Annotated in this window: 23 protein-coding genes; 13 read left to right on the forward strand and 10 right to left on the reverse strand. The window is 38.1% G+C overall.

What is annotated here, in order from left to right; genetic code table 11:
- Positions 1-209 precede the first annotated feature (209 nt).
- Positions 210-956, forward strand: a complete 747-nt coding sequence (locus tag T479_RS02300; RefSeq protein WP_025218555.1) for a MeeY/MeeF family manganese export membrane protein — start codon at positions 210-212, stop codon at positions 954-956.
- A 40-nt stretch (positions 957-996) separates the two neighbouring features.
- Here the strand turns inward: T479_RS02300 and bshB2 are convergent, their stop codons facing one another.
- The 3 genes from bshB2 to T479_RS02315 all read right to left on the reverse strand — a co-directional run bounded on the left by bshB2 (position 997) and on the right by T479_RS02315 (position 2,912).
- Positions 997-1,686, reverse strand: a complete 690-nt coding sequence (gene bshB2, locus T479_RS02305; RefSeq protein ID WP_024362826.1) for a bacillithiol biosynthesis deacetylase BshB2 — start codon at positions 1,684-1,686, stop codon at positions 997-999.
- A gap of 13 nt (positions 1,687-1,699) precedes the next feature.
- Entirely contained in the window at positions 1,700-2,050 is a 351-nt protein-coding gene (locus tag T479_RS02310; protein WP_024362827.1) for a YojF family protein, read from the reverse strand.
- 580 nt (positions 2,051-2,630) lie between these two features.
- Positions 2,631-2,912: a hypothetical protein gene (locus tag T479_RS02315; protein ID WP_024362828.1), complete on the reverse strand. Its 282-nt coding sequence runs from the start codon at positions 2,910-2,912 to the stop codon at positions 2,631-2,633.
- Positions 2,913-3,115: 203 nt separating this feature from the next.
- Here T479_RS02315 and T479_RS02320 point away from each other — a divergent pair, with 203 nt between their 5' ends.
- Entirely contained in the window at positions 3,116-3,625 is a 510-nt protein-coding gene (locus T479_RS02320; RefSeq protein WP_227665405.1) for an acyl-CoA thioesterase, read from the forward strand.
- A 393-nt stretch (positions 3,626-4,018) separates the two neighbouring features.
- Here T479_RS02320 and thiD read toward each other — a convergent pair whose 3' ends face one another.
- A complete protein-coding gene (thiD, locus tag T479_RS02325; RefSeq protein WP_024362830.1) occupies positions 4,019-4,849 on the reverse strand; it encodes a bifunctional hydroxymethylpyrimidine kinase/phosphomethylpyrimidine kinase in 831 nt (276 codons plus the stop codon).
- 170 nt (positions 4,850-5,019) lie between these two features.
- Here thiD and T479_RS02330 point away from each other — a divergent pair, with 170 nt between their 5' ends.
- From T479_RS02330 to T479_RS02350, 5 genes are all read left to right on the forward strand, one after another.
- Positions 5,020-5,697: a uracil-DNA glycosylase gene (locus tag T479_RS02330; protein WP_024362831.1), complete on the forward strand. Its 678-nt coding sequence runs from the start codon at positions 5,020-5,022 to the stop codon at positions 5,695-5,697.
- A gap of 76 nt (positions 5,698-5,773) precedes the next feature.
- Positions 5,774-5,953, forward strand: a complete 180-nt coding sequence (locus T479_RS02335; protein ID WP_024362832.1) for a hypothetical protein — start codon at positions 5,774-5,776, stop codon at positions 5,951-5,953.
- Complete coding sequence (locus T479_RS02340; RefSeq protein WP_024362833.1) at positions 5,950-6,216, forward strand: YwdI family protein; 267 nt, start codon at positions 5,950-5,952, stop codon at positions 6,214-6,216. Before T479_RS02335 ends, T479_RS02340 begins: the two co-directional genes overlap by 4 nt.
- Positions 6,217-6,277: 61 nt before the next feature.
- Positions 6,278-6,658 (forward strand): DUF423 domain-containing protein, encoded by a 381-nt coding sequence (locus tag T479_RS02345; protein WP_024362834.1) that lies wholly within the window; start codon positions 6,278-6,280, stop codon positions 6,656-6,658.
- 236 nt (positions 6,659-6,894) lie between these two features.
- Positions 6,895-8,085, forward strand: coding sequence for an amidohydrolase (locus T479_RS02350; protein ID WP_025218556.1), 1,191 nt, complete (start codon positions 6,895-6,897; stop codon positions 8,083-8,085).
- 101 nt (positions 8,086-8,186) lie between these two features.
- Here T479_RS02350 and gerQ read toward each other — a convergent pair whose 3' ends face one another.
- Positions 8,187-8,522 (reverse strand): spore coat protein GerQ, encoded by a 336-nt coding sequence (gene gerQ, locus T479_RS02355; RefSeq protein WP_024362836.1) that lies wholly within the window; start codon positions 8,520-8,522, stop codon positions 8,187-8,189.
- Positions 8,523-8,542: 20 nt separating this feature from the next.
- Positions 8,543-8,911: a cell wall hydrolase gene (locus T479_RS02360; RefSeq protein WP_370510652.1), complete on the reverse strand. Its 369-nt coding sequence runs from the start codon at positions 8,909-8,911 to the stop codon at positions 8,543-8,545.
- A gap of 988 nt (positions 8,912-9,899) precedes the next feature.
- Between T479_RS02360 and T479_RS02375 the strand changes: the two genes are divergently transcribed.
- Entirely contained in the window at positions 9,900-10,082 is a 183-nt protein-coding gene (locus tag T479_RS02375) for a hypothetical protein (protein WP_025218558.1), read from the forward strand.
- Positions 10,083-10,118: 36 nt separating this feature from the next.
- Here the strand turns inward: T479_RS02375 and hemQ are convergent, their stop codons facing one another.
- On the reverse strand, positions 10,119-10,871 hold the full coding sequence (gene hemQ, locus T479_RS02380) for a hydrogen peroxide-dependent heme synthase (protein ID WP_025218559.1): 753 nt from the start codon (positions 10,869-10,871) through the stop codon (positions 10,119-10,121).
- Positions 10,872-11,034: 163 nt separating this feature from the next.
- Between hemQ and T479_RS02385 the strand changes: the two genes are divergently transcribed.
- Positions 11,035-11,868 (forward strand): octanoyl-[GcvH]:protein N-octanoyltransferase, encoded by an 834-nt coding sequence (locus tag T479_RS02385; protein ID WP_024362842.1) that lies wholly within the window; start codon positions 11,035-11,037, stop codon positions 11,866-11,868.
- Between the two features lie 37 nt (positions 11,869-11,905).
- On the opposite strand, the gene T479_RS02390 is transcribed toward T479_RS02385, so the two are convergent.
- Positions 11,906-12,556, reverse strand: coding sequence for an RsfA family transcriptional regulator (locus tag T479_RS02390; RefSeq protein ID WP_024362843.1), 651 nt, complete (start codon positions 12,554-12,556; stop codon positions 11,906-11,908).
- A 232-nt stretch (positions 12,557-12,788) separates the two neighbouring features.
- Here T479_RS02390 and T479_RS02395 point away from each other — a divergent pair, with 232 nt between their 5' ends.
- The 3 genes from T479_RS02395 (at position 12,789) to T479_RS02405 (ending at position 20,406) form a co-directional block, all read left to right on the forward strand.
- Positions 12,789-13,016 (forward strand): YuzB family protein, encoded by a 228-nt coding sequence (locus T479_RS02395; RefSeq protein ID WP_024362844.1) that lies wholly within the window; start codon positions 12,789-12,791, stop codon positions 13,014-13,016.
- A 182-nt stretch (positions 13,017-13,198) separates the two neighbouring features.
- The gene (locus tag T479_RS02400; protein WP_025218560.1) at positions 13,199-14,503 is read left to right on the forward strand and encodes an HD domain-containing protein; all 1,305 of its coding nucleotides are present in this window, start codon (positions 13,199-13,201) and stop codon (positions 14,501-14,503) included.
- A 461-nt stretch (positions 14,504-14,964) separates the two neighbouring features.
- Positions 14,965-20,406 (forward strand): collagen binding domain-containing protein, encoded by a 5,442-nt coding sequence (locus T479_RS02405; RefSeq protein ID WP_025218561.1) that lies wholly within the window; start codon positions 14,965-14,967, stop codon positions 20,404-20,406.
- A gap of 49 nt (positions 20,407-20,455) precedes the next feature.
- On the opposite strand, the gene T479_RS02410 is transcribed toward T479_RS02405, so the two are convergent.
- Together T479_RS02410 and T479_RS02415 are read right to left on the reverse strand one after the other, a co-directional pair.
- Positions 20,456-21,124, reverse strand: a complete 669-nt coding sequence (locus tag T479_RS02410; protein WP_025218562.1) for a class A sortase — start codon at positions 21,122-21,124, stop codon at positions 20,456-20,458.
- Positions 21,125-21,226: 102 nt separating this feature from the next.
- The gene (locus T479_RS02415) at positions 21,227-21,412 is read right to left on the reverse strand and encodes a 2-hydroxymuconate tautomerase (RefSeq protein WP_024362848.1); all 186 of its coding nucleotides are present in this window, start codon (positions 21,410-21,412) and stop codon (positions 21,227-21,229) included.
- 125 nt (positions 21,413-21,537) lie between these two features.
- Here T479_RS02415 and T479_RS02420 point away from each other — a divergent pair, with 125 nt between their 5' ends.
- On the forward strand, positions 21,538-22,053 hold the full coding sequence (locus T479_RS02420) for a YwhD family protein (RefSeq protein ID WP_024362849.1): 516 nt from the start codon (positions 21,538-21,540) through the stop codon (positions 22,051-22,053).
- The last annotated feature ends 272 nt before the right edge of the window (positions 22,054-22,325 follow it).

Here is a 22,325-nt window from a genome sequence, read left to right on the forward strand (position 1 = left end):
TTTTTAGTAAATTCTAAATTTTCGGTGTCCATTTTCTTATCTTATTACATGGAAGTAGCATAATTTATGATGTTCGAGAAAAAACGTCTATTGTTCGAGTTTTCTAGAAATTGAATTATCAAAAATTTTTTAAAAATGACAGAAGGAGAAACTTTCATAACGAAGAACGCCGAGCATATATTAGTTTAGGACAAGTAGGGGGTAAGCATTTGGACATTATTCATGGGATACTATCTACATATATGCAATTTTTCGATTGGGATATGTGGAAAAAAGTATTAGCAGATCCAGTATCGTGGGGATTAATTTCATCGCTCATTGTCATTGAGGGATTACTGTCGGCAGATAATGCGCTCGTACTAGCGGTACTTGTCAAACATTTACCCGATAAGCAACGTAAACGGGCGTTAATGTATGGTATGCTAGGGGCTTATTTTTTCCGTTTTTTATTTATCGGAATTGGCGTGTATTTAGTAGAGTTTTGGTTTATTAAAGTGTTGGGAGCGTTGTATTTAGGGTGGATTAGTATTGCGCATTTTTTACAACTAGGACAAGAGGACAGTGTCAAAGAAGTAAAAAAGTCTGGAATAATGGTGCGGATATTTGGCGTATTTTGGGCTACTGTTATTTCTGTAGAGCTAATGGATATTGCGTTTTCGGTTGATTCCATTTTTGCTGCCTTTGCAATATCTGATCAGGTTTGGGTGTTATTAATAGGCGGCATGCTTGGTATATTAATGATGCGAACAATTGCAGGATTATTTTTAATTATTATCGAAAAAATTCCAGAGCTTGAGGCGACGGCATTTATCATAATTGGGATTATTGCGCTTAAAATGTTAGTGACTGTATTTGGTATATATGTACCGCATTATTTATTTTTTATTATTTTAGTCATTGCCTTTGGTTTGACGATGATTATCCATGTGTTTAATAAATTAAAAATAGCTAAATAAAAGCGGTTGTGCCTTAAAAGGTTACAACCGCTTTTTTGTATTATTTTACATAATTATCAGGGTTAACAATGTAGAACTTTTCAACATTCAGCCAGCTCTCGCTCATTGGCTCGCCGTCATCAATGCGTTTTTCTGTTTCTTGCATCATCCAACCAGTTTGAGAAGCATGCGCTTGTAAAGCCTTTACTTTATCCATCTTCATTTCACGGATGTCGATTTCGACATGTGGTTCACCATTTTTAGCAATTGTATCATTAGCAAAGGCGCAGCCAAAAATTTGAGGTCGCGCTGCTTTAGGCATGCGACGCACAGCCTCTACAACGGCCCGTGCAGTTGCTTCATGGTCAGGATGCACCGCGAAGCCAGGAAGGAAAGTAAAAATAAGCGACGGCATTAATTCTTCAATTAAACCTTCTACAAGCTTGACCATTTTTTCGTCGTCTTCAAATTCAATTGTTTTATCGCGTAAGCCTAGCATACGTAAATCTTGAATGCCCATAGCGTCAGCAGCAGCGACAAGCTCCTTGCGGCGTATTTCTGGCAACGATTCACGCGTAGCAAATGGTGGATTTCCTAAATTACGACCCATTTCACCTAATGTTAAACAGGCATATGTAACAGGTGTATTCATCTTTTTAGTATAATAGGCAATCGTTCCAGCAACTGAAAAAGCCTCATCATCTGGGTGAGGGTAAACAATTAAAATATGACGTTGTGGTTGTAAATTCAAATAGTCGTCCCCCTTAATAAGTAAATGGCGTTTCGCTAATTTCCAGTGCTATCGCCAATTTACCTGAATAGTCTAGTCCAGCCATTAACAAACGGCCTAAATCATCTAATTCATAATGTGTAATACCTTGAGCATAAACCCAACCATGTGCCATTTTTAAACCGACACGATGTGGAGAGTCATCCACTACTTTAGCCAGTTCGTAATTAATTTTGGCATTACGAATAAAAGCCCCAGCATTAAAAAATTTTTCATCGTAGTGTGCTGCGTAAGAACCGTTTGTCGTCTCAAGATGAATATAAACGTCTTTGTTGGCGAAAGAATTCAATAATTCCTGCAACGTCTCTACTTGTACTTCTTGCATCTTAACACTCCTCTCGATTATTTCTTTATTAAGTATAGTCAAAAAAGGTCATAAAGGGAAATTGAATGCCCTTTTTATGACAAATTTATGTTGGGTTCTTTTGTGGAGTGTTTGAAAATTGCATAGAAATAGGAATTGAAAATGGCTATAATTCCCTTGCTATTTCTTTAAGCAAAATTCTTGAAAAAGTTATTGCGATGTATCAATATATAAAGTGTGAAAGCAAATTTGTACAAAAAGTGTCGTTTTATTTTGTATGCGGTTTCACAATACGAAAAGATGTTGCATATTTGACTTCTTCACACGTAGAGTGACAGTTCACCATGCAGAAGGGGAATATAAGCTAGACAAAAACGATTTCTATCTTGGTACAATAGATGACGTCCTTCTCCATCTGGTATAGGGCTGTAGCGTGCAAAGAAGACATGAAAGCTCATTATCATAGTATAGTAAAAAAGCCACAATTCTCTTTTATGACGGAGAATTGTGGTTTTTTTGCAATAATGGGCATCAAAATCAGATTGCTCTTAAAGCTTCCTAAGGTTAATCGCGGAGCGTGTGGGAGTAAGATATGTCTCTTTTAAAAACGATTAAGTTTCTTTTCAATGGATTCTAAACGATTATTAACATTTTGTAGTTGTTTACACATTTGTTTAAATTGTTGATTTTGATCTTGTGAATTGGAAGCGAGTAATTGCGCATCTTCCTCTTCCTCTTGTAACGCTAATATTGTTGCGAGGGTGGATAGTGAATACCCGAGGGTTAATACAATTGAAGCGATTACTTCCATTTTAGAAGATGTTATTTCTCCAGCTAACAAGCGTGATTCTTCAGTTGTCTCCTCAGATTTATGTTTTTTCATACGTCTCCCTCCCATATACAGCTAATATATGGCATGTGTTGTGCTACGGTATCTTGTCCGCTTTTATTATGCAAATGTAAAGTATTGTAATATTCAGATAATTTAATTGCTTTTTTTAGAAATATATTGCATTATAGTAGAAAAAAGTAATAGGGGGAATTGATGTGATAAAAGATTATAAGTTTTGTAAGGAATCAAGGGTTATGCGGACAAGTCGTGTTTTTCCGAATGATGTAAACAATCATAATACTCTTTTTGGTGGTCGTTTAATGAGCGATATTGATCAGGTCGCATCAATTTCCGCTGCTAAGCATAGTCGGAGAGATTGTGTCACTGCTTCCACCGATTCGGTCGATTTCTTACATCCGATTCGTCCTACAGATTCTGTCTATTTTGAGTCATATGTAACATGGACTGGAACTTCCTCGATGGAGGTGTTTGTGAAAGTCATCTCCGAAAATTTAAAAACAGGTGAACGTAAAGTTGCAGCCACTGCTTTATTAACCTTTGTAGCACTAGATGAACAAAATCGGCCTGCTGCAGTACCACGCGTTATACCTGAAACAGTTGAGGAAACAAAATTGCACGAGACTGCTTCTGAAAGAGCAAAAGTGCGGGCTGAGCGCAAAAAAGAAAGCAAGGCATTAGCTAGTTTTATATCCATGAATGATCCATGGGATTATCGGCTCGAACTGATGGAAAATTACATGTAAAGTGTAAATAGAGGGGAAACGCCGGTAAAAGCCAGTACTTCGCGGGTAAGCGACGAGAAAACGCCGGTAAAAGCTCAAAAATCGCTGATAAGCTAGAAAAAAACGCTGGTAAACCTTTCGGCAAGCGTCTACCGATTTACGCAAAAAAGTGGCTGGGACATAAGTAGAAAAATTTAAGGAACAGAAGAAAAGTGTTCATAAATTTTTGCTATATGGAGAACATAGCTAACTTAGTTATTGTTGCTTTTGCAATAAATAAAAAATTAAAAGGGTTCACTAGTTGTTGGTAGCGAAGGAGGTGACTCCTGCTCAGCAAAAAAGTGTTAGATTGACCGCCATCAATCTAACACTTTTTCTCTTTTGCCCTAGCCTCTTTTTCTTTTTTACGGTTTATTAAATTTCAGTTACAGTAACTGCTGGAGCACCAAATCGAGACTTAGCACCATGCATAACTGGTCCTACATAATCATTTAACGCCCAACCATGTGCGATGGCAGCCGATACAAATTCTTTTGCTTCAATTACAGCTTCTTTGACAGATAGTCCATTGGCAAGATTAGCTGTCACAGAGGCAGCGAATGTACAGCCTGCACCGTGGTTAAACGTAGAAGCGACTTTTTCTGATTCTAATAAGTAGAATGTTGCACCATCAAAAAATAAGTCTGTTGCTTTTTCAGTTGCTAATGCTTTTCCGCCTTTAATGACAACTGCTTTTGCACCTAGTTCATGAATTTTTTTGGCCGCTGTTTTCATCTCATCAATTGACTTTGGTGTACCTGTACCAGCTAATTGTCCAGCTTCAAAAAGGTTTGGTGTTGTCACGGCAGCAAGCGGTAGCAAGTGCTGAATCATAGCGTCAGTGTTGCCAGGGTTTAAAACCTCGTCATCCCCTTTGCATACCATAACAGGATCAATCACAACATTTGAAGTACCAGACTTGGCGATCGCCTCACCAGCTATACGAATAATCTCCTCAGTCGAAAGCATACCTGTTTTTACTGCATCAATGCCTGTTGATAATGCTGTATCAATTTGTTTTTGAAGAAGCTCTGTTGGCAATGGCGTTACATTATGTGTCCATCCATTTGGATCCATTGTCACAACTACTGTTAATGCCACCATCCCGTATGTGCCATGTTCTTGGAAAGTTTTAAGGTCGGCTTGCATGCCTGCGCCGCCAGATGTATCTGAACCTGCGATTGTTAAAGTTTTTTTAAGAGCCATGTGAAAGATCTCCTTCATGAAAGAATAGTTTAATCTACCGTTTAGTATAGTCTTAATCTGATTCTGTAAAAATAGTCAGAAATCAATATTTTTATATGGTCAGTATCAATTGAAACTTGAATAACACGTTATTTTTTGTACCGTTGTAAATAAAAGAAAGGGGCATTTCAATGAAAGAAGTATTCCCAAATGATTGGCAAACAATACTAGCAGAAGAATTAGAAAAACCATATTATCAACGTTTACGTCAATTTGTGGCCCATGAATATTCGACACAGACCATTTATCCACCAATGCATGATGTTATGAATGCATTTTATTGCACAGCTTATCATGATGTAAAAGTGGTAATCTTAGGACAAGACCCGTACCATGGACCGAATCAAGCGCATGGTCTAAGCTTTTCTGTAAAGCCCAATGTCCCACATCCACCAAGCTTACGCAATATGCTACAGGAATTACAAGATGATATTGGTTGTCCAATACCACAGCATGGCACCTTGACGAAATGGGCGGAGCAGGGTGTAATGCTTTTAAATACAGTGCTGACAGTAAGAGCAGGACAAGCTCACTCCCATAAGGAGCAAGGCTGGGAACAGTTTACGGATACGGTTATTGATAAACTTGCAGCACGACAAAAACCAATTATCTTTGTGCTATGGGGCAAGCCTGCGCAGCGTAAAAAGCAAATAATTCATCAGTACGCAACCCCACATGTCATCTTAGAAGCGCCACATCCGAGTCCATTAAGTGCATATAGAGGCTTTTTTGGTAGCAAACCGTATTCACAAGTCAATGCACAACTACTGGCGTGGGGAGAGCAACCGATTGATTGGTGTTTAGTATAAAGTGGCACAAATCGTTTGCTTTATACACTAGAAAAATCATGGTACAGTTTATAATAGAAGAAAGAGGGGCACAGCGATGCAGGTAAATTGTTTTAAATGTCAATATTTCAAAGTAACGTGGGACCCGCAAACACCGCGTGCTTGTGTGGCATATGGCTTTAAAACGAAGCAAATGCCATCAGTTGTTGTTAAACAATCGTCTGGTATGAACTGCCTAAAATTCGTGCCAAAAGCAGAAGGTGAGAGAGCGCAATGATATCATATGAAGCTGTCATACAGCAGCTTGAAAAACAATTAGCTAGTGTAAAAAATGCAACGAATGAACAGCAAATGCGTGAAGCACTGACAGCTATTCGGGCATTATGCGATGTAGTGCTGGATTTACCTATTGAAACTTCCAATGTTCAGTCAAAACCTATACCGCAAATGTTAGCTACTGAACAAAAGCCATCCAATTTATATACCGCAAAAATCCAACATGATGATGGTGCAAATGGTGATTCAATCTTTGATTTTTAATTAGTGCTGGCAACATTAGACTAAAAAATTGAGTATTAGAAAAAAGGTAGGGTAAATAACGATGAAAAAATTTATTGTCACAGGTGCACTTCATGGCTTTTTAGCAGTGGCACTAGGTGCATTTGGTGCACATGCATTAAAAGATGTTGTAGATGAATACGGTCTTAGCATTTGGGAAACAGCTGTGCAATACCAAATGTTCCATGCTACAGGTCTGCTAGTCATCGGTCTTTTAATGAGCTCTAAATTACTAGGTGAGGTAAAACAATTAAAGTTAGCAGGTATTTTCTTTAATTTAGGTATTGTTTTTTTTGCAGGAAGTTTATATGTGTTAGCTGTAAGTGGCATTAAAGTATTAGGGGCAATTACACCAATTGGTGGTGTGTTATTTTTAGCTGGTTGGGTGCTAATTATCGTTAGTGCGTTAAAACATGCAAAATGATAAATGAATTTTTCCCCACAGTTATTTGTACAAAAAATATGTAACGAGGGTATGTCCCTAAAATTTAAAATAGTATGCTAGGTAAACTGGCATACTATTTTTTTATCAATAGAACGTCTTTCCACAATAGAAACAGCATTTTCATTATATTAATTCCTATTGTTTTTGTAAGGATTTGTAGGGTACACTAGTATTACTAATAAAGGAACGACAGTAGAAAGCGAGGTTAATGGTATATGGAAAAATTATTTACGTTATTGGATGATGGCTATGAGGAGATGGTAGCAATTCGTCGTCATCTACATCAGTATCCGGAAATATCTTTTGAAGAAGTGGAAACACCTGCATACATAGCAGCTTTTCATAGAGCGTTAGGGCATGAAGTACGGGAACAAGTAGGTGGACGAGGCGTTGTGGCAACGTTACGCGGTGCAAAGACAGGACAAACAGTAGCGTTACGTGCTGATTTTGATGCATTAGCTATTCAAGAAGAAAATGATGTGCCTTATAAATCATTAATCGACGGTAAAATGCATGCATGTGGACATGATGGACATACAGCCACTTTACTTGGGTTGGCTAAAGCACTTCATGCAATGAAGGATGACCTAGTAGGTAATGTTGTGTTTATTCATCAACATGCGGAGGAAGTTGCACCAGGCGGGGCAAAGCCGATGATTGAAGATGGTTGCCTAGATGGGGTAGATGTGATCTTTGGGACACATTTATGGGCACCAACACCACTTGGGGATATTTTAGTAAGAGAGGGAGCTATAATGGCAGCCGCCGATAAAGCAGAAATTCTTATTCAAGGAAAAGGTGGTCATGGAGCAGAACCACACCATTCCATTGATGCGGTTGTACTAGCCTCTCAATTTGTTATCAATGCCCAGCAATTAGTCGCTCGACGAATAGATCCATTAAAATCAGCAGTTTTGACAATTGGGCATTTTGAAGCCATTAATCCATTTAATGTTATTGCAGAACGAGTGGCATTAACTGGTACAGTACGGACATTTGAGGAGCAGGTGCGTACACAAATGGAACAAGAGCTTGAAGCAGTCTTAAAAGCTACTTGTCTTGCTTTCGGAGCAAGCTATGAATATCGTTATACAAGAGGATATCCTCCTGTCTATAATCATGCAAATGAAACCCAATTTGTTGCCCAGCTTGCGGCAGAAATTCCAGGGGTGGAAAATGTCATTACATGTCCGCCGTTTATGATTGGGGAGGATTTTGCCTATTATCTTGAACAAGTGCCTGGTGCGTTTTTCTTTACAGGTGCCAAAAAGCCAGAATGGCAAACAGCCTATCCACATCATCATGCCCGCTTTGATTTTGATGAACGTGCAATGCTCATTGCAGCAAAAACATTAGGAAAAGCGACTTTACAATATTTACAAAAAACATCAGAAGAAAATGAATAGTTGCTGGTAGTTGTAGCATCGGATAACAACTGCGCGGCAAAAAAGTGTTAGATTGATTGCGTCAATCTAACACTTTTTCTTTTTTTCTAACCTCATTTCAGTTATGGATTTTGATTGAAATAAGACATTTCCTCATCGTATTCAGCAAAATCAAAGTAAATCATTGGGAATAAAAAACGATGATTCGATTTGATTTCTCGTAAAATAACGTGATCCCGACCCGCAGCTTCTACAACACCTCGTACAGTCTTGGTATTTTTCCCTTGCTCAACAGCATGTTCGAAGGAAAAGTGGAAAGTACCAGGTTTTCCTCGATTCAAACGTAAGATGTTTTCAATATACGATTCCTCACGTCCAGGTGGCCGTCCGCTTGGAAGCGTCACTGGAGGAGGCGTCATTTGTTGCTGTGTTGTCGGTGTCCAATAGTAAGGCATCATAAGTATCAACCTTCTTTCATTTAAATTTGAGGGCAATCTTCTTCCGTTGGAGAGAAGAAGCAATGCGATTTGAAACGTCCTGTATTCCACTGTCCATACCATTGTGCAGGGCAGTCACCCGCAGGTCGGAAAAACCACAGAGAGCGGGTAGCCGGATGAAATCTTTCACCTTCAATAACCCTTTTTGCTAATCGAAGATCTTGTTCACGTGCCCGTTGATAAAAATAACTTTTTGTTGTTGCTTCAAACCCCCCTGGTCGTTGATAAACCATTTGTTCCAGTGTTCGAATATCACCAAAATCTAGACAATCTGCTCGTACACGATTGACGCCAACATTGCCGACCATCAGCATGCCTAATTCACCTTCGCCTTCAGCTTCCGCACGCATAAGCCTTGCAAGCAAAGCTGTTTGTGCATCATTCGTCTTTATTACAGCGATTTTCAAACCTCCTCGCAAACAGTATATGCATGAAGGTATTGTAGACATGTTCAATTTTGATAAGAAAGAAATTCACAAATCAAAATGATGAAGCATATATTAGTAATAACGGGGGAGTCCGTCAATAAAAGGTGGTTTTACGATAGTTACTATATTCAATGGGGTAAAGATAAAATAAACATTACATTAGGGGATTATAAGAGAAAATTGCATGTGTATGAATACATGTGAGGTGACGAGAGATGGAGAAAGGTGTTTGGGTTGCAATTTTAGTAAGTGCAGTGCTCGCATTTTTGCTTGGGAATATCTATGGTCAACCCCTCCATTGGTATCTTTTTATAGTAATAATCTTGGTAGGTTTTTTCATAAATACGATTATTATTATTTTAAAAGTGAAGGATGAAAGCTCTTAAAGCTTTACGTAATGTCCCATTCATAAGAGGCTGGTACAAAAGAGAAAAAGTGTTAAATTGATGGCAGTCAATCTAACACTTTTTTGCTGCGCCGTTGTTGTCCGCTTCGGTGGTGCTTTCCGCTCAGCACAGTAAGCCGCAACCCTCGCTATCGCGCGGAATGCCCGCGTCTTACGTTCTGTGCTGTCCCGCAGGAGTCACCGCCTCCGCTACCAACAACTAGTAAACACTTCTAATTTTTTATTTATTGCAAAAGCAAGAATAGCTAAGTGTGCTAAGTCTCCATATACCAAAAATTTATGAATCCCTTTCCTCTGCTCCTTAAATTTTTTTAGTTTTGTCCCAGCCTCAGTACAATTAACAAGAAGATGTATTTGTTCTTCCCACTTGAATAATGCGATAAAATTTTTATTATCTTTTTGCGAAAAAATGTGAAAAAACTTATGATTTGCAAGTATATTGAAAATGCATTGTGACATACTAAAGTGAAACTGATTATTGTTTTTATAAAAAGGAGTAGTACAATGCGTATTTTCGGTATGTTTGTAGCCATTATCGCAAGTGCATTTATGGCTGTTGGAATTGCTGAGTATTATGATCAGCCATATGATTGGTATTTAGTATTTTTCATGATTCTTATTGGATTTTTTATTCATACCATTATTTTAATAGTAGAATCTGAATACAGTGAGGAAAATGAAGTATAAAAAATGCGAGCCCATTCGATATGGACTCGCGTTTTTTTATTTAACTGATAGGAGATTAACCAATTTTTCGTTATCAAGTAGGTTGCCGACGAAAAATTCACCGAACTCACCGTAACGAGCAGAAACTTCGTCAAAACGCATTTCATAAACTAGTTTTTTGAACTGTAATACGTCATCTGCAAATAGTGTAACGCCCCATTCGTGGTCGTCAAAACCTACAGAACCAGTGATAATTTGTTTTACTTTACCAGCATAGCCGCGACCAATCATACCGTGAGAACGCATTAATGACTTACGCTCGTCCATTGATAGCATATACCAGTTATCATTCCCTTGACGACGTTTGTCCATTGGATAGAAGCAAACATACTTAGAACGAGGTAGTTCAGGGTATAGTCGTGCACGGACATGTGGATTTTGGTATGGGTCTTCGTTTGACTCACCAGCTAAGTAGTTTGAAAGCTCAACAACAGATACATAAGAATATGTAGGAATAGTAAAATCAGCAATAGCTAATTTATTAAATTCCGCTTCCAGCTCTTGTAATTCATCCATTGTTTCGCGTAGTGTCATAATCATAAAGTCGGCCTTTTGACCAACAATCGCGTAGAAAGCATGAGCACCTGTTTTAGCAACATCTGCTTCATTTAACTTTTCTAAATAAGCAATAAATTCTTCAACTGCTGCTTGACGTTCTTCTGCGGATACAAGTTTCCAAGAAGCCCAGTCGATTGAGCGGAAATCATGTAAAGCGTACCAACCGTCTAATGTAATTGCTGCTTCATTCATTATGCAAAGCACTCCTTTATAAGTGAAAATCATTCTTAATTTAGTTTATCATAGTTTGTACAAAATCCCTAAATTCATGATTGATTTTCACGAATTTGACACCATCTATGGATAATGTATGCTAAAGAGAAAAGATGATGGAAATAGAGGAGCTTTAAAATACATGAACAGTAATTTACAACAGCCCATTTGGCGTTTTTATGATCAATCTATCAGCTTAATAAATAGCAGCCCCCTTGAATCATTTGCAACAGATGATACATTATGTCAATTGGTAGGACAGCTAGTCTCCCCACCGACTATCCGTACGTGGGTACATAATGCGTCAGTTGTACTTGGCATTCAAGATCATCGGTTACCTTATGTACAGCAAGGCATGAAGTTGCTTGAGAAGCGAGGTTATCATCCCATTGTTCGCAATTCAGGTGGTCTTGCCGTTGTGCTGGATGAAGGGATACTAAATATATCAGTTGTTTTATCTGAACAAACAACAGCCATTGGCATTAATGATGGCTATGATGTCATGGTTGCGTTGATTAAAGCACTATTTCCTGAAGCTGCTGATAAAATCGAAGCCTATGAAATTGTCGGCTCCTATTGCCCAGGTTCCTATGATTTAAGTATTGAAGGCAAGAAATTTGCAGGTATTTCCCAAAGACGATTACGACAAGGTGTAGCAGTGCAAATTTATTTATGTATTGAAGGAAGCGGAGCGGAGCGTGCGGCACTAATTCGTGATTTTTACGCTGAAAGTTTACAAGGAGAGGTAACGAAATTTACGTATCCTCAAATACTACCAGATGTAATGGCTTCGTTAAGTGAATTAGTGGATGCCTCTTTAACAGTCAAAGACGTAGTCATTCGTTTACAGCAAATGCTGCATACAATGGCTGAAGAAGTTCGGTTAGAGCCATTTCATGATGAAGAATTACCATTATATGCATTTTATTTACAACGGGTATTAGAGCGAAATGCCAAAATGCTTGCGTTGAAGTAAATGTAATCATATTTTCTAGCAAAAAAAGGCGATGGTGCTAACTAAGCACATCGCCATTTTCTTTTTGATAGGTTGGACCACTAATAACTAGATTTCCGTTTTTCTCCATTTTAAAAACCGGAGCAATACGTTCTTCCTCTTCATCTAGCGTTACAAGGCGTCTAGCGCGGTTCATAATTTGTACAAACTGCTCATAATCTTTACGAATTGCACGGTTTTCTTCTTCAAGCTGAGCAATTGTTTTCTCTAGCTTTTTATTTTTCTCGGATGTTACGTGCACAAGTTGTCTCCATTTTGAAGACTCATTACCTATTTCACCAGAATGTTGTAAACGTAGTAAATATGCTATGACAATATCAAGAGATAGGGCAGATAAAGGAATTGACTTGCTATCTGTATCACTATTATTTATTGTAAACATGTTTGTGGAACGACGTCTTGCTGGTGCACCCAACACTCGCATTCTCTCTTTTCTTTCTTTTTTCGCCTCAGCTAGTTGCTCCTCATAAGCTTTACGAACAACTGCATTCCAACGGAAACCACATGCAGCCGCCGTACGATTTAACGCATCACCAGCTTCTTCAAAAGCATTTAATTGTGTACTACCTTCCGTTACGTGACGAATTACTGCCTCTGCTAGCAATTCATCATTTTCTTCTAACCAAGCATCTTGTCTTACTTTACTCATTATAAAATCCTCCCACCTTTATTTGGAATTTCTTTATTTATGTCTAGCATGACCAATCTTTTAACCTTTTATTCATCTATGTGAAAGGAATTATGCTTGAATACAAGGGGAATAATACGATACAATACCGATTGTAGGTTTGTGCGTATGCTACATACTTAAATATGTGAAGGTTATGCGGACATTAGATAATTTTATTGAAAAATACTATATAGAAAGGGTTGTTGACAAAATGGCAAACGAATTTAAAGTTTGCGATGAATGTCAGGCCGTTAACTTAAAAACGTTAATTCCAAAATTAAAGGAAATCGATCCTGATGCAACCATCGAAATTGGCTGTCACTCTTATTGTGGCCCAGGTCGTAAAAAAACATTTACATTTGTAAATAGTCGCCCTGTTGCTGCATTAACGGAAGAAGAACTAATGGAAAAAGTTTTAGCTAAATTAAAAAATAAGTAATAAAAGACTATCTTCACACGGCTGAAGGTAGTTTTTGTTTGTTTTAGGACGATAATAACCTGTATGAAGTGGAAATTACGTTTAATTAGGTTGATAGTCTCTATAATTACAGTGTAATCTCTATGCTAGTTCTATAATGTTTGCATATAATAGAAGAAAGATGAAATGGAGGTGCTGTACAAATGACACATTATGCAAAGGCAAAATTACAAGAAGAAAAAGTATTTAAAGATCCTGTACATCGTTATGTACATGTACGAGATCAAGTTATTTGGGATTTAGTAGGAACAAAAGAATTTCAACGTTTGCGTAGAATTCGCCAACTAGGCACTACGTTTTTAGTATTCCACGGAGCAGAGCATAGTCGCTTTAGTCATTCACTTGGTGTTTATGAAATTGTGCGTCGCATTATCGATGATGTTTTTGTAGGTCGCCCTGATTGGGATGAAGACGAGCGACTGCTAGTGCTTTGTGCAGCCCTATTACATGATTTAGGACATGGTCCATTTTCACATGCATTTGAAAATGTGTTTGAGTTAGATCATGAATTTTACACAAGACAAATTTTGCTTGGGGATACGGAAGTACATGCGGTGCTAAAAAAAGTTGCACCCGACTTTCCTGAAAAAGTATCACAAGTAATTGAAAAAACGTATCCGAACAAACAAGTCATTAGCTTAATATCAAGCCAAATTGATGCGGATCGTATGGATTACTTACAACGTGACGCCTATTTTACAGGTGTAAGCTATGGTCATTTTGATATGGAACGTATATTACGCGTAATGCGTCCACGTAAAAATCAAGTAGTAATTAAAGCAACCGGCATGCATGCTGTAGAAGATTATATTATGAGTCGCTATCAAATGTACTTACAAATCTATTTCCATCCTGTATCGCGAAGTGCAGAAGTAATTTTGAATAATATTTTAAAGCGAGCGAAGCAATTAAGTAATGCAGGCTATAAGTTTAAGCATGAGCCTACACATTTTTTGGCATTTTTCCAAAATACGATTACGTTGGAAGATTACCTTGCCCTAGATGAAAGTATTCTGTTTACATATTTTCAATTATGGATGCAAGAGGATGATGCGATATTAAGTGATTTAAGTCGCCGTTTTGTGAATCGTAAGCTATTCCAATACATTGATTTAGATCCAGGAGTAGAACTGGAAAAATATCAAAAGTTACAAGCGTTATTTAAACAAGCAGACATCAATCCAGACTACTACCTTGTCCATGATACAACGGCAGATCTCCCTTACGATTTTTATCGACCAGGTGAGGAAGAAGTACGAGTCCCTATCTTTTTAGAAATGAAAAACGGAGAATTACGTGAATTATCACGCGAATCTATTATCGTTGATTCCATTTCAGGACGCATGAAACGAGATCATAAAGTATATTTTCCACTTGATATATTAGAGGATTCTAGTACACAAGCATCAGTGAAACAGCAAATTATAAAGTTATTACAAATACATTAAAAATCAAGTGTAAATCTATCTAATTTGGTTATATATAAACGCCTTATTTTATATAAGTAATACAAAAGCACTAAACTCACTAAAAAATAGTGACGGTTTAGTGCTTTTTCTTGTGCACAAATACATATTCGATTAGTGAAGATGTCATTAATATAGGAATTGTTAATGAAAAAAATGGCAATGTTTAGAATTTGTTTAGAATCATTTCTTATAATGAATGAAAACCAAAAGGGGGTGAGGCCATTCTATACAGCAGAGGCGCCACACACCAGTTTTCGATACAAAAACGGTATGTGTACCCAGTGATGAAAGGTTCTTATGTATCAATGAGACGACACGTTATTAGAGGGGAAGAGGGGCAAACCGAATGTTTGTAGCAAAGTTTTCGCATAGTGTGAAAACTTACATGTCGTCCGCAAACACTTTAAGGGATCTCTCTGAACTTAAAAAGGGAGAGAAACATGAAAAAATTAAATTTAGCAATCATTACATTGTTGCTAGTGTTCCAAACGGTACTGTCACCGATTTCCGTATTTGCAGAAGATACAGGTTCTTCTGTACCTCCAGCAGTTGAAGCTGGAAATGGTGAAACTAATTCTAATTCGCCGGACACAGGCAATCCAGATGCAGCAGTGCCGACACCTGGTGACGCAGGCAATCCAGATGCAACAGTGCCAACACCTGGTGACACAGGTAATCCGGATGCAACAGTGCCAACACCTGGTGATACAGGGGAAGTTGATGGGACAGATGCTAATACGGGGGGCACGGATAATTCAACCGTGACACCACCGGATGAATCTGACAAAGTTGACGGAGCTGAAGGTGAAGCAAAGCCAAGTGAAGAGGCGACTGACGCAACGACACCGGAAATAGCACCTATGAACATAGCACCATTAGCGTTAACTGCTGGTGATATGCAAGGTGATGTAAGTGGATTATCTGCGGGTATTCGACTAACTGGTCCAACAGGCGAGGTAATCGAGAACTCATCACAAATTCCAGCCGACGCTGCACCAAAAAAAGGTGACACAGTTTATCTAAACTATGTATTTGAAGTGAAACCTACGCAGGGTTATGGTGTAGGTTCTACATTTACGTTTGATTTACCACAATATATGATTGAGCAAGTAGGTAACTCGTTTTCAGGTTCGAAAACTACGGAATACGCTACATATTCGTATAGCTATTCTGCTGGTAAAATACTCGTAACATTAGAGAGTGACATCGAAGACGGTGTTGATGGAGAGATTGAATTTGATTTTATGGCCAAGTTTGGTAATTTCCAAGACGAGTCTAAACTTGATCAAGAATTAGTAATGCCTGTGTTAGGCAAAGCAGATATTACGTTACCGTTCATATTTCAGCCTACTGGTAGTGGTGAGCCGATCACTAAATCTTCCGGTGCAATTACACGTGAAGCGGATGGCGCTGAAATTGATTGGACAGTCTGGGTCAACACAGAAGGTAAACCAATTGTTTCAGGTGCTACAGTAGACGATACGCCAGATGCAAATCATGCATTTATAGCAGGTAGTTTAGTAGTTGAGAAATATCCAATCGGCTTAAACGGTATTAACAAAAGTAATCCAGGAGCGCCAGTAAGTTATGACAGTGGTTCAACAGCATTCCCTGTCAATTTGGATGCGGGAGGTTTTGCCTACAAACTAACGTATAAAACGAAAGTTACAGCAGATCCAACAAGCTCCAATATGACGTATACGAACACTGCGGAATTGACAAATAATGGCGTTCCTAAGACAAGTCCAGGACAAGTAAATATCCCGTATGGACCTGCCTTACTAAAAACTATCACGTCGAATAATAAATACGAAGCATCTTGGGAGATTAAGTATAACTGGTTAGGAGAAGATCTTAGCAAAAAATCTTCCCAATCATTAACTGATACCATTCCAGCAAACAATAATGGGGCAAAGCACGATATACAATATGATGCTAATTTCCAAGTGTATCGTGTAACGTTAAATGATGATGGTCAAACAGCAGCGTCAGAAACACTGTTAACGAAAGATACAGATTATGCATTAAGTGATGATACTGCGCAAGGATTCACTATTGATTTTTCTAAAGATGTTGCTGCTAATCCGCGTGCAGCTTATTTGATTAAGTATAATACAGAGTTTGATCAAGAATTTGTCACAGATGCAAATGCAGGGAGTATCACAAATACTGTAAAGCGCTTAGATGATGATAGTTCGTCATCAGATACTGTAAGCATTGTATCAAATATCTTTAGCAAAGAACGTGGCGCAATTGACTATGTCAACAAAACAATTACTTGGAAACTAACAATTAATGCTGAAAAACCATTAACAAACTTTGTCATTGCAGATACTATTTCTACGAAAAATGCGAGCGGTAAAACGTTGAAGCATAAGTTAACATCGTGGGATGGTTCGAGTAAAGTATTCCATGTTACAAATAGTAGTGCACCAACAATTAATAATGGAGGAGAAATCGGAGACGAAGCATTTACAATGACATTCCCATCGATCCCTTCAGGAACTGTAACAATTGAATACAAAACAAAGTTCGATATTGAATCAAACGGTGGCGTGGCACAAAGCTATGACAATGTAGCAGATGCTACGTGGGATGGTCAAACAAGTACAAATAATAAAGCACAAAAAAATGCTAGCTATAAACCATCCGCAACATCGCCTACAGGTAAAAATGGTTATAAAGACAATGCAATTGTCGATAATAGTAAACAAGAATTTTCTTGGAAAATTGGTATTAACATTAATAAGCAAAACATCGAAGGTGCAAAACTAATAGATACATTAGGTACAGGACACCATATTATTGTTCCAGATGGTCAAAGTTTAAAAGATGCTATTACTGTAAATCTTTTAAAATTAGGTGTGAATGATGAAAGAGGAACAAAAGATGCGCCATTAGATCCTACTAAATGGGATGTGAAATCTGTTACACAAGATGCCCAAGGCAATGTGACAAGTTATGAACTTACATTTACAGGGTTAACGGCTGCAGAAAATAATGAAGCGTACTTGATAGAGTACAAATCAAAAGATTCAGATGATGTTTATGGAAATGGAAGTACGGATGCTCGAAAATATACGAATAGTGCCGTTTTAGATACTCCAGATAATGGTAAATATTCGTATGATGCAATCGCAACGATTACAGATAAAGCGAACAAGTTAATTACTAAGACAGCTAGTCCTCAACCAACATCAGATACGATTGAATGGACAGTCACGATTAACGAATCCAACTCAAAGCTAGGTAATATTACGTTAACGGATACGCCTTCAGCTAACCAAAAGCTATTAACAAACACATTTACAAAGCAAGAAATTAAGTTAAATGCCACAGGAAAATCACAAAACGTTGGTACAGCAACTGTGATTAGTCCTAGCGATATTCAAGTACAGCCAGATGGTACCTTTACATTAGATTTAGGAAATGTCGATGGTAAGGGCTATATTATTAAATACAAAACGTACTTTATGGGTGACCCAAACACGGGTGAAAATGTATCGAATAATGCATCCATTAACTATGCAGGTGCTACTTCCGCAGGTACATCCGCTACAGGTGGAGATAACAAGTTATTTAAGTACAGTACATCTGATACAAATGCGTCAGCTAAAAAGGGTACGTTTAAAATTAAGAAACAAGGTGTAAATCCGAATACAGGTGCAACAACAACACTTGATGGCGTAGAATTCAAGTTATATAACCGTGACAAATCCATTGTCTTAGCAGAAGGGTCGACAGTTGATGGTGAACTTTCATTCGAAAATTTACGCTACGGTATTTATAAACTAGAAGAAACAACACCTGCAGGCTATAAAGCAGTTTCAACAGTTGAAGTAAGGTTTAATGATAGCAACAACTTCGAGGTTACAAAAAAACCTTATACAATTGTTAACGTTGAAGATATTGCACCACCAGCAAATGCGTGTAAAGAATTTGAATTAACAATTAAAGATTTAGATGGTTCTGCTATAGCAGACCAAAATGTAACATTTAAAGATGCAAACGGTACAGTGAAATACACGAGTGCAACTACTAATGGTGTTGTAAAAGTGCCGAACACTGTATTAGCAGGACAATACGATGTTTATGATGCGAATGATACAAAAATTGGAAATGTAACTGTGAAATATACAGATGGCTGTAAAGATGAAATTGCGCCAATACCAGCTTGTCCAGCATTTACAATTACATTAAATGAGAAAAAAGCTGGAGTTGATGTACCTCGTGCAGGAGTAACTGTCACGTTGAAAGATTCAACGGGTAGCGAAATTGTAACTGTAACAACTGATAAAGATGGTAAGTTTACAGTGCCGTCAATTCAAGATGTAAATGGTGTTAAAGCAGGAGAATACTATTTATATGAGGGCAATCAATTTTTAAGTACAGTTGATATCTCATATAAAGGGAATTGTGAAACTGCGATTACACAAGCACCAAAATGTGAAACGTTTAAACTAACTGTTAAGGATGTTGATGGCAACTTAGTTGCGGACGGTACTTCTGTAACAGTGAAAGATGCAGATGATAAAATTGTTGCGACAAAAACAACAACGAATGGTGTGCTGGAATTAACAAATCTGCAACCAGGTATTTATAAAGTTGAAGTCAATGGCAAAGAAAATGGTAGCTTCCAATCGAATGTTGACTGTGCAGCAACAGTGCAACCAGCACCGTCTTGTCCAATCTTTACATTAACGGTGAAAGATGAAAACGGTAATGTTCGCCCGAATGTAAGTAATATTATGATTAAAGATAAAAATGGCGCAACAATTGCTTCAAACAAAACAACAGATGCATTAGGTCAAGTGACGATGCCATCTCAAGATATTCCTTCTGGGGACTATAGCGTGTATCAAGGCGACCTATTTATTGGTCAAATTACAGTTCAATATTCCGTTAATTGTCATGCGGAAATTGTAGCAGCACCTACATGTCCTTCGTTTACATTGACTGTACAAACTGCATTTGGTACGCCGCTTGCAAATGCGACAGTCACTGTGAAAGATGTGAAAGGAAATACGATTAAAGATGCGAATGGTAACGACAAGTTAACAACGACTGTTGCTGGAACAATTGTTTTACCAGATAAAGCAATTCAACAAGGAACGTATAATGTATACGAAGGAAGTCGTTTAATTGGCTCATTCGTTGTAAAAGATACATGTTCTGCACTTGTAAAACCGTCATTACCAGGTGATAACGGTGGAGGCGGTGGCGGTGGTTCAACACCACCAGAACCAGGTAAACCGGTGGAACCAAATAAACCAACACCAGAACCAGGTAAACCGGTTGATCCGAACAAGCCAACACCAGAACCAGGTAAACCAGTGGATCCAAACAAGCCAACACCAGAACCAGGTAAACCGGTGGATCCAAACAAGCCAACACCAGAACCAGGTAAACCGGTTGATCCGAACAAGCCAACACCAGAACCAGAACAACCGGTGAATCCTGAAAATCCATCAACAAATACAGAAGAGCCAAGTAATCCAGGGAATCCTTCAACAGATTCAAAAGATCCAACGGCTCCTGGAAAAACAGATACGTCTAAACCATCTGTACAAGATGTTATTGATCAAGGGAAAAACTTGCCGTCAATTAATACTTCTACTGCAAATAAAGATACGCTAGATGCGTATAAAGATTTCATTGATAACTATAACCAATTATCAAAAGAAGAGCAGGAAGAAATTGCAAAATCACTTGATGTAGATAAAATCAAAGCAGATGCAAAACGTTTAGAAACGCAATTACAGGCACAAGGTAAGTTGCCTCAAACAGATGGAGCCAATCAAACAGCTCTTACTCTAACGGGTGTAGCGCTTGTTTTAGGCGCATTGTTCTTCTTACGTCGTCGTAAGGCAGAAATGAAATAATGTATAAAATAACCCCCCATGACCATTCAGTCTTGGGGGGTTTCCTATACTAAAAAGCTTCTGATAGCTTGGCAGGTGCATCGTTTAAAGGATATTGCTCCACAAAATCTGCATGGATAGCCAGGCGTTTTGTGCCATTATCTGCACATGTAATAAGCGTTAAAATAGTTTGATTTGGGATATCATCAATGACATAGACATCTGTTGCTGCAATCACTTTTTTAGTTGTTAATTTGTATTCATAAATAGTTGTTAAATCCGTTACGTAAATCGCATCACCAATATTTGCATTATACAATGGACTAAATAATATATCTTTATTTTCAAAATAATGACCTGCTAAGGCGTAATTTCCTTGCCCAAACGTTTGGTCTGCCTTCATCGTACCTGCGCCAACAGCAAGGGAGGCATTCCCGACGCCTTTAATTATAGGAAGAGACAGCTCTACAGTCGGTACGGCAATACTGCCGATGACCGGTAAGTTATCCAACTGTGTCTGTGCTTTTAAAACTTCAGCTATGGACAGGGATTGAACATCTTCAAATGCAAAATCTGCTGTCGCTTGATTGTTCTTTTCGATATCTTTGGCACTGTAATCGGTTGTATTTAATTGTTGACTTAAGTGGGCAATAACTGCATTTTGAATCGGATTAATAAAAATAAGTAGTAGACCGATTATCAATAAACAAATAAGTACTGATATTTTCAGCTTGTTCATATTGTAAGGTCACCTCCTTATAAGAAAGAATAGCGGATAGCAACGTGAATGCTTTGGCTAAAAAAATGGGTAGAGCGGACTGTTGCTCTACCCGAATTATAGTTATTTATCGCTGAAGCGGACGCCTGCCACACCATAATGGTTTTTGGACATTTCTTCAATGAAAACTGTTACGTTTTCAACAGGTGCGTTTACTGTACGTGAAACGGCTTCTGTTACTTCTTTTACTAGTGCGCGTTTTTGTTCCTCGGTACGGCCTTCAATCATTTTTACTGTTACATATGGCATAATAGTGCCTCCTTTTAGAATTATGTTGTATAGTTAGTTTATAAGAAATTATAAACTTCTTACTTATGCACAAAAGTGCAAGAATATGCTTTACTTTATAATAGCAGAATGGAGGGAATTAAAGTATGGCAAATGAAGAGAAACCAAAACAAAAAATGGGCTTTACCATTATAAAAAATGACCCGACAGACGGCCATAAAGGATTTGGTATTGGTTCGCTTTCACTTGAAAACGTGTCACCAGTCATTATTGATATAGAAGAAGGGAAAGCTTCAGTTGAAATTGGGGCGATGCATGCACGTAGCGATGTAGAACGGGGCATTAAATTTACGACCGATCGTGCTGATTCAGAAGGTGGGAAGCCTTACTGGTTGGTTTGGGTAACGATTGACCATAAAGCAGATGGACCTTACTATGCTGGTGTAACAGCTTGTGAAATGGTGGTAAATCGTGAAAAACGCCGTGGATATAAAATTTTGGCGGATCACGTTAATAAAATGGATAAGTCGATGAAACGACAAATTATTGTAGACCATATGGATGAAGCGTCTAAAAAAGTATTAGCTTCTTTCCTAGAGGAGCTGAATCCAGAGCTGTGGATGCGCAGTGAGGAGCAATTACGTCAAGACTTATTTGTATAATAGACCTACAATGATTGAACAATCTGTGACATTTTGCAATCGCTTTCGATATAAGGTTGAAAGTAGATATGAAAAAAAGTACACTTGATTCAGAGCTTACATTTTAGTAAGCTAGGACACTTGGTCCCAGAATGTGATGAGTGCTATGCGGCATTTGAACAACCCAAACCCAAGCCAAATGCCCCATGATTCTCATCCTTTCCAGGACCAAAAATAAGAAAAGCTTTCTGTTCCCACGGACACGTCTCCGGGGAAGAGAAAGCTTTTCTTTT

It is taken from the genome of Lysinibacillus sphaericus, assembly GCF_000600105.1.
In the GTDB taxonomy this organism is placed as follows: domain Bacteria; phylum Bacillota; class Bacilli; order Bacillales_A; family Planococcaceae; genus Lysinibacillus; species Lysinibacillus sphaericus.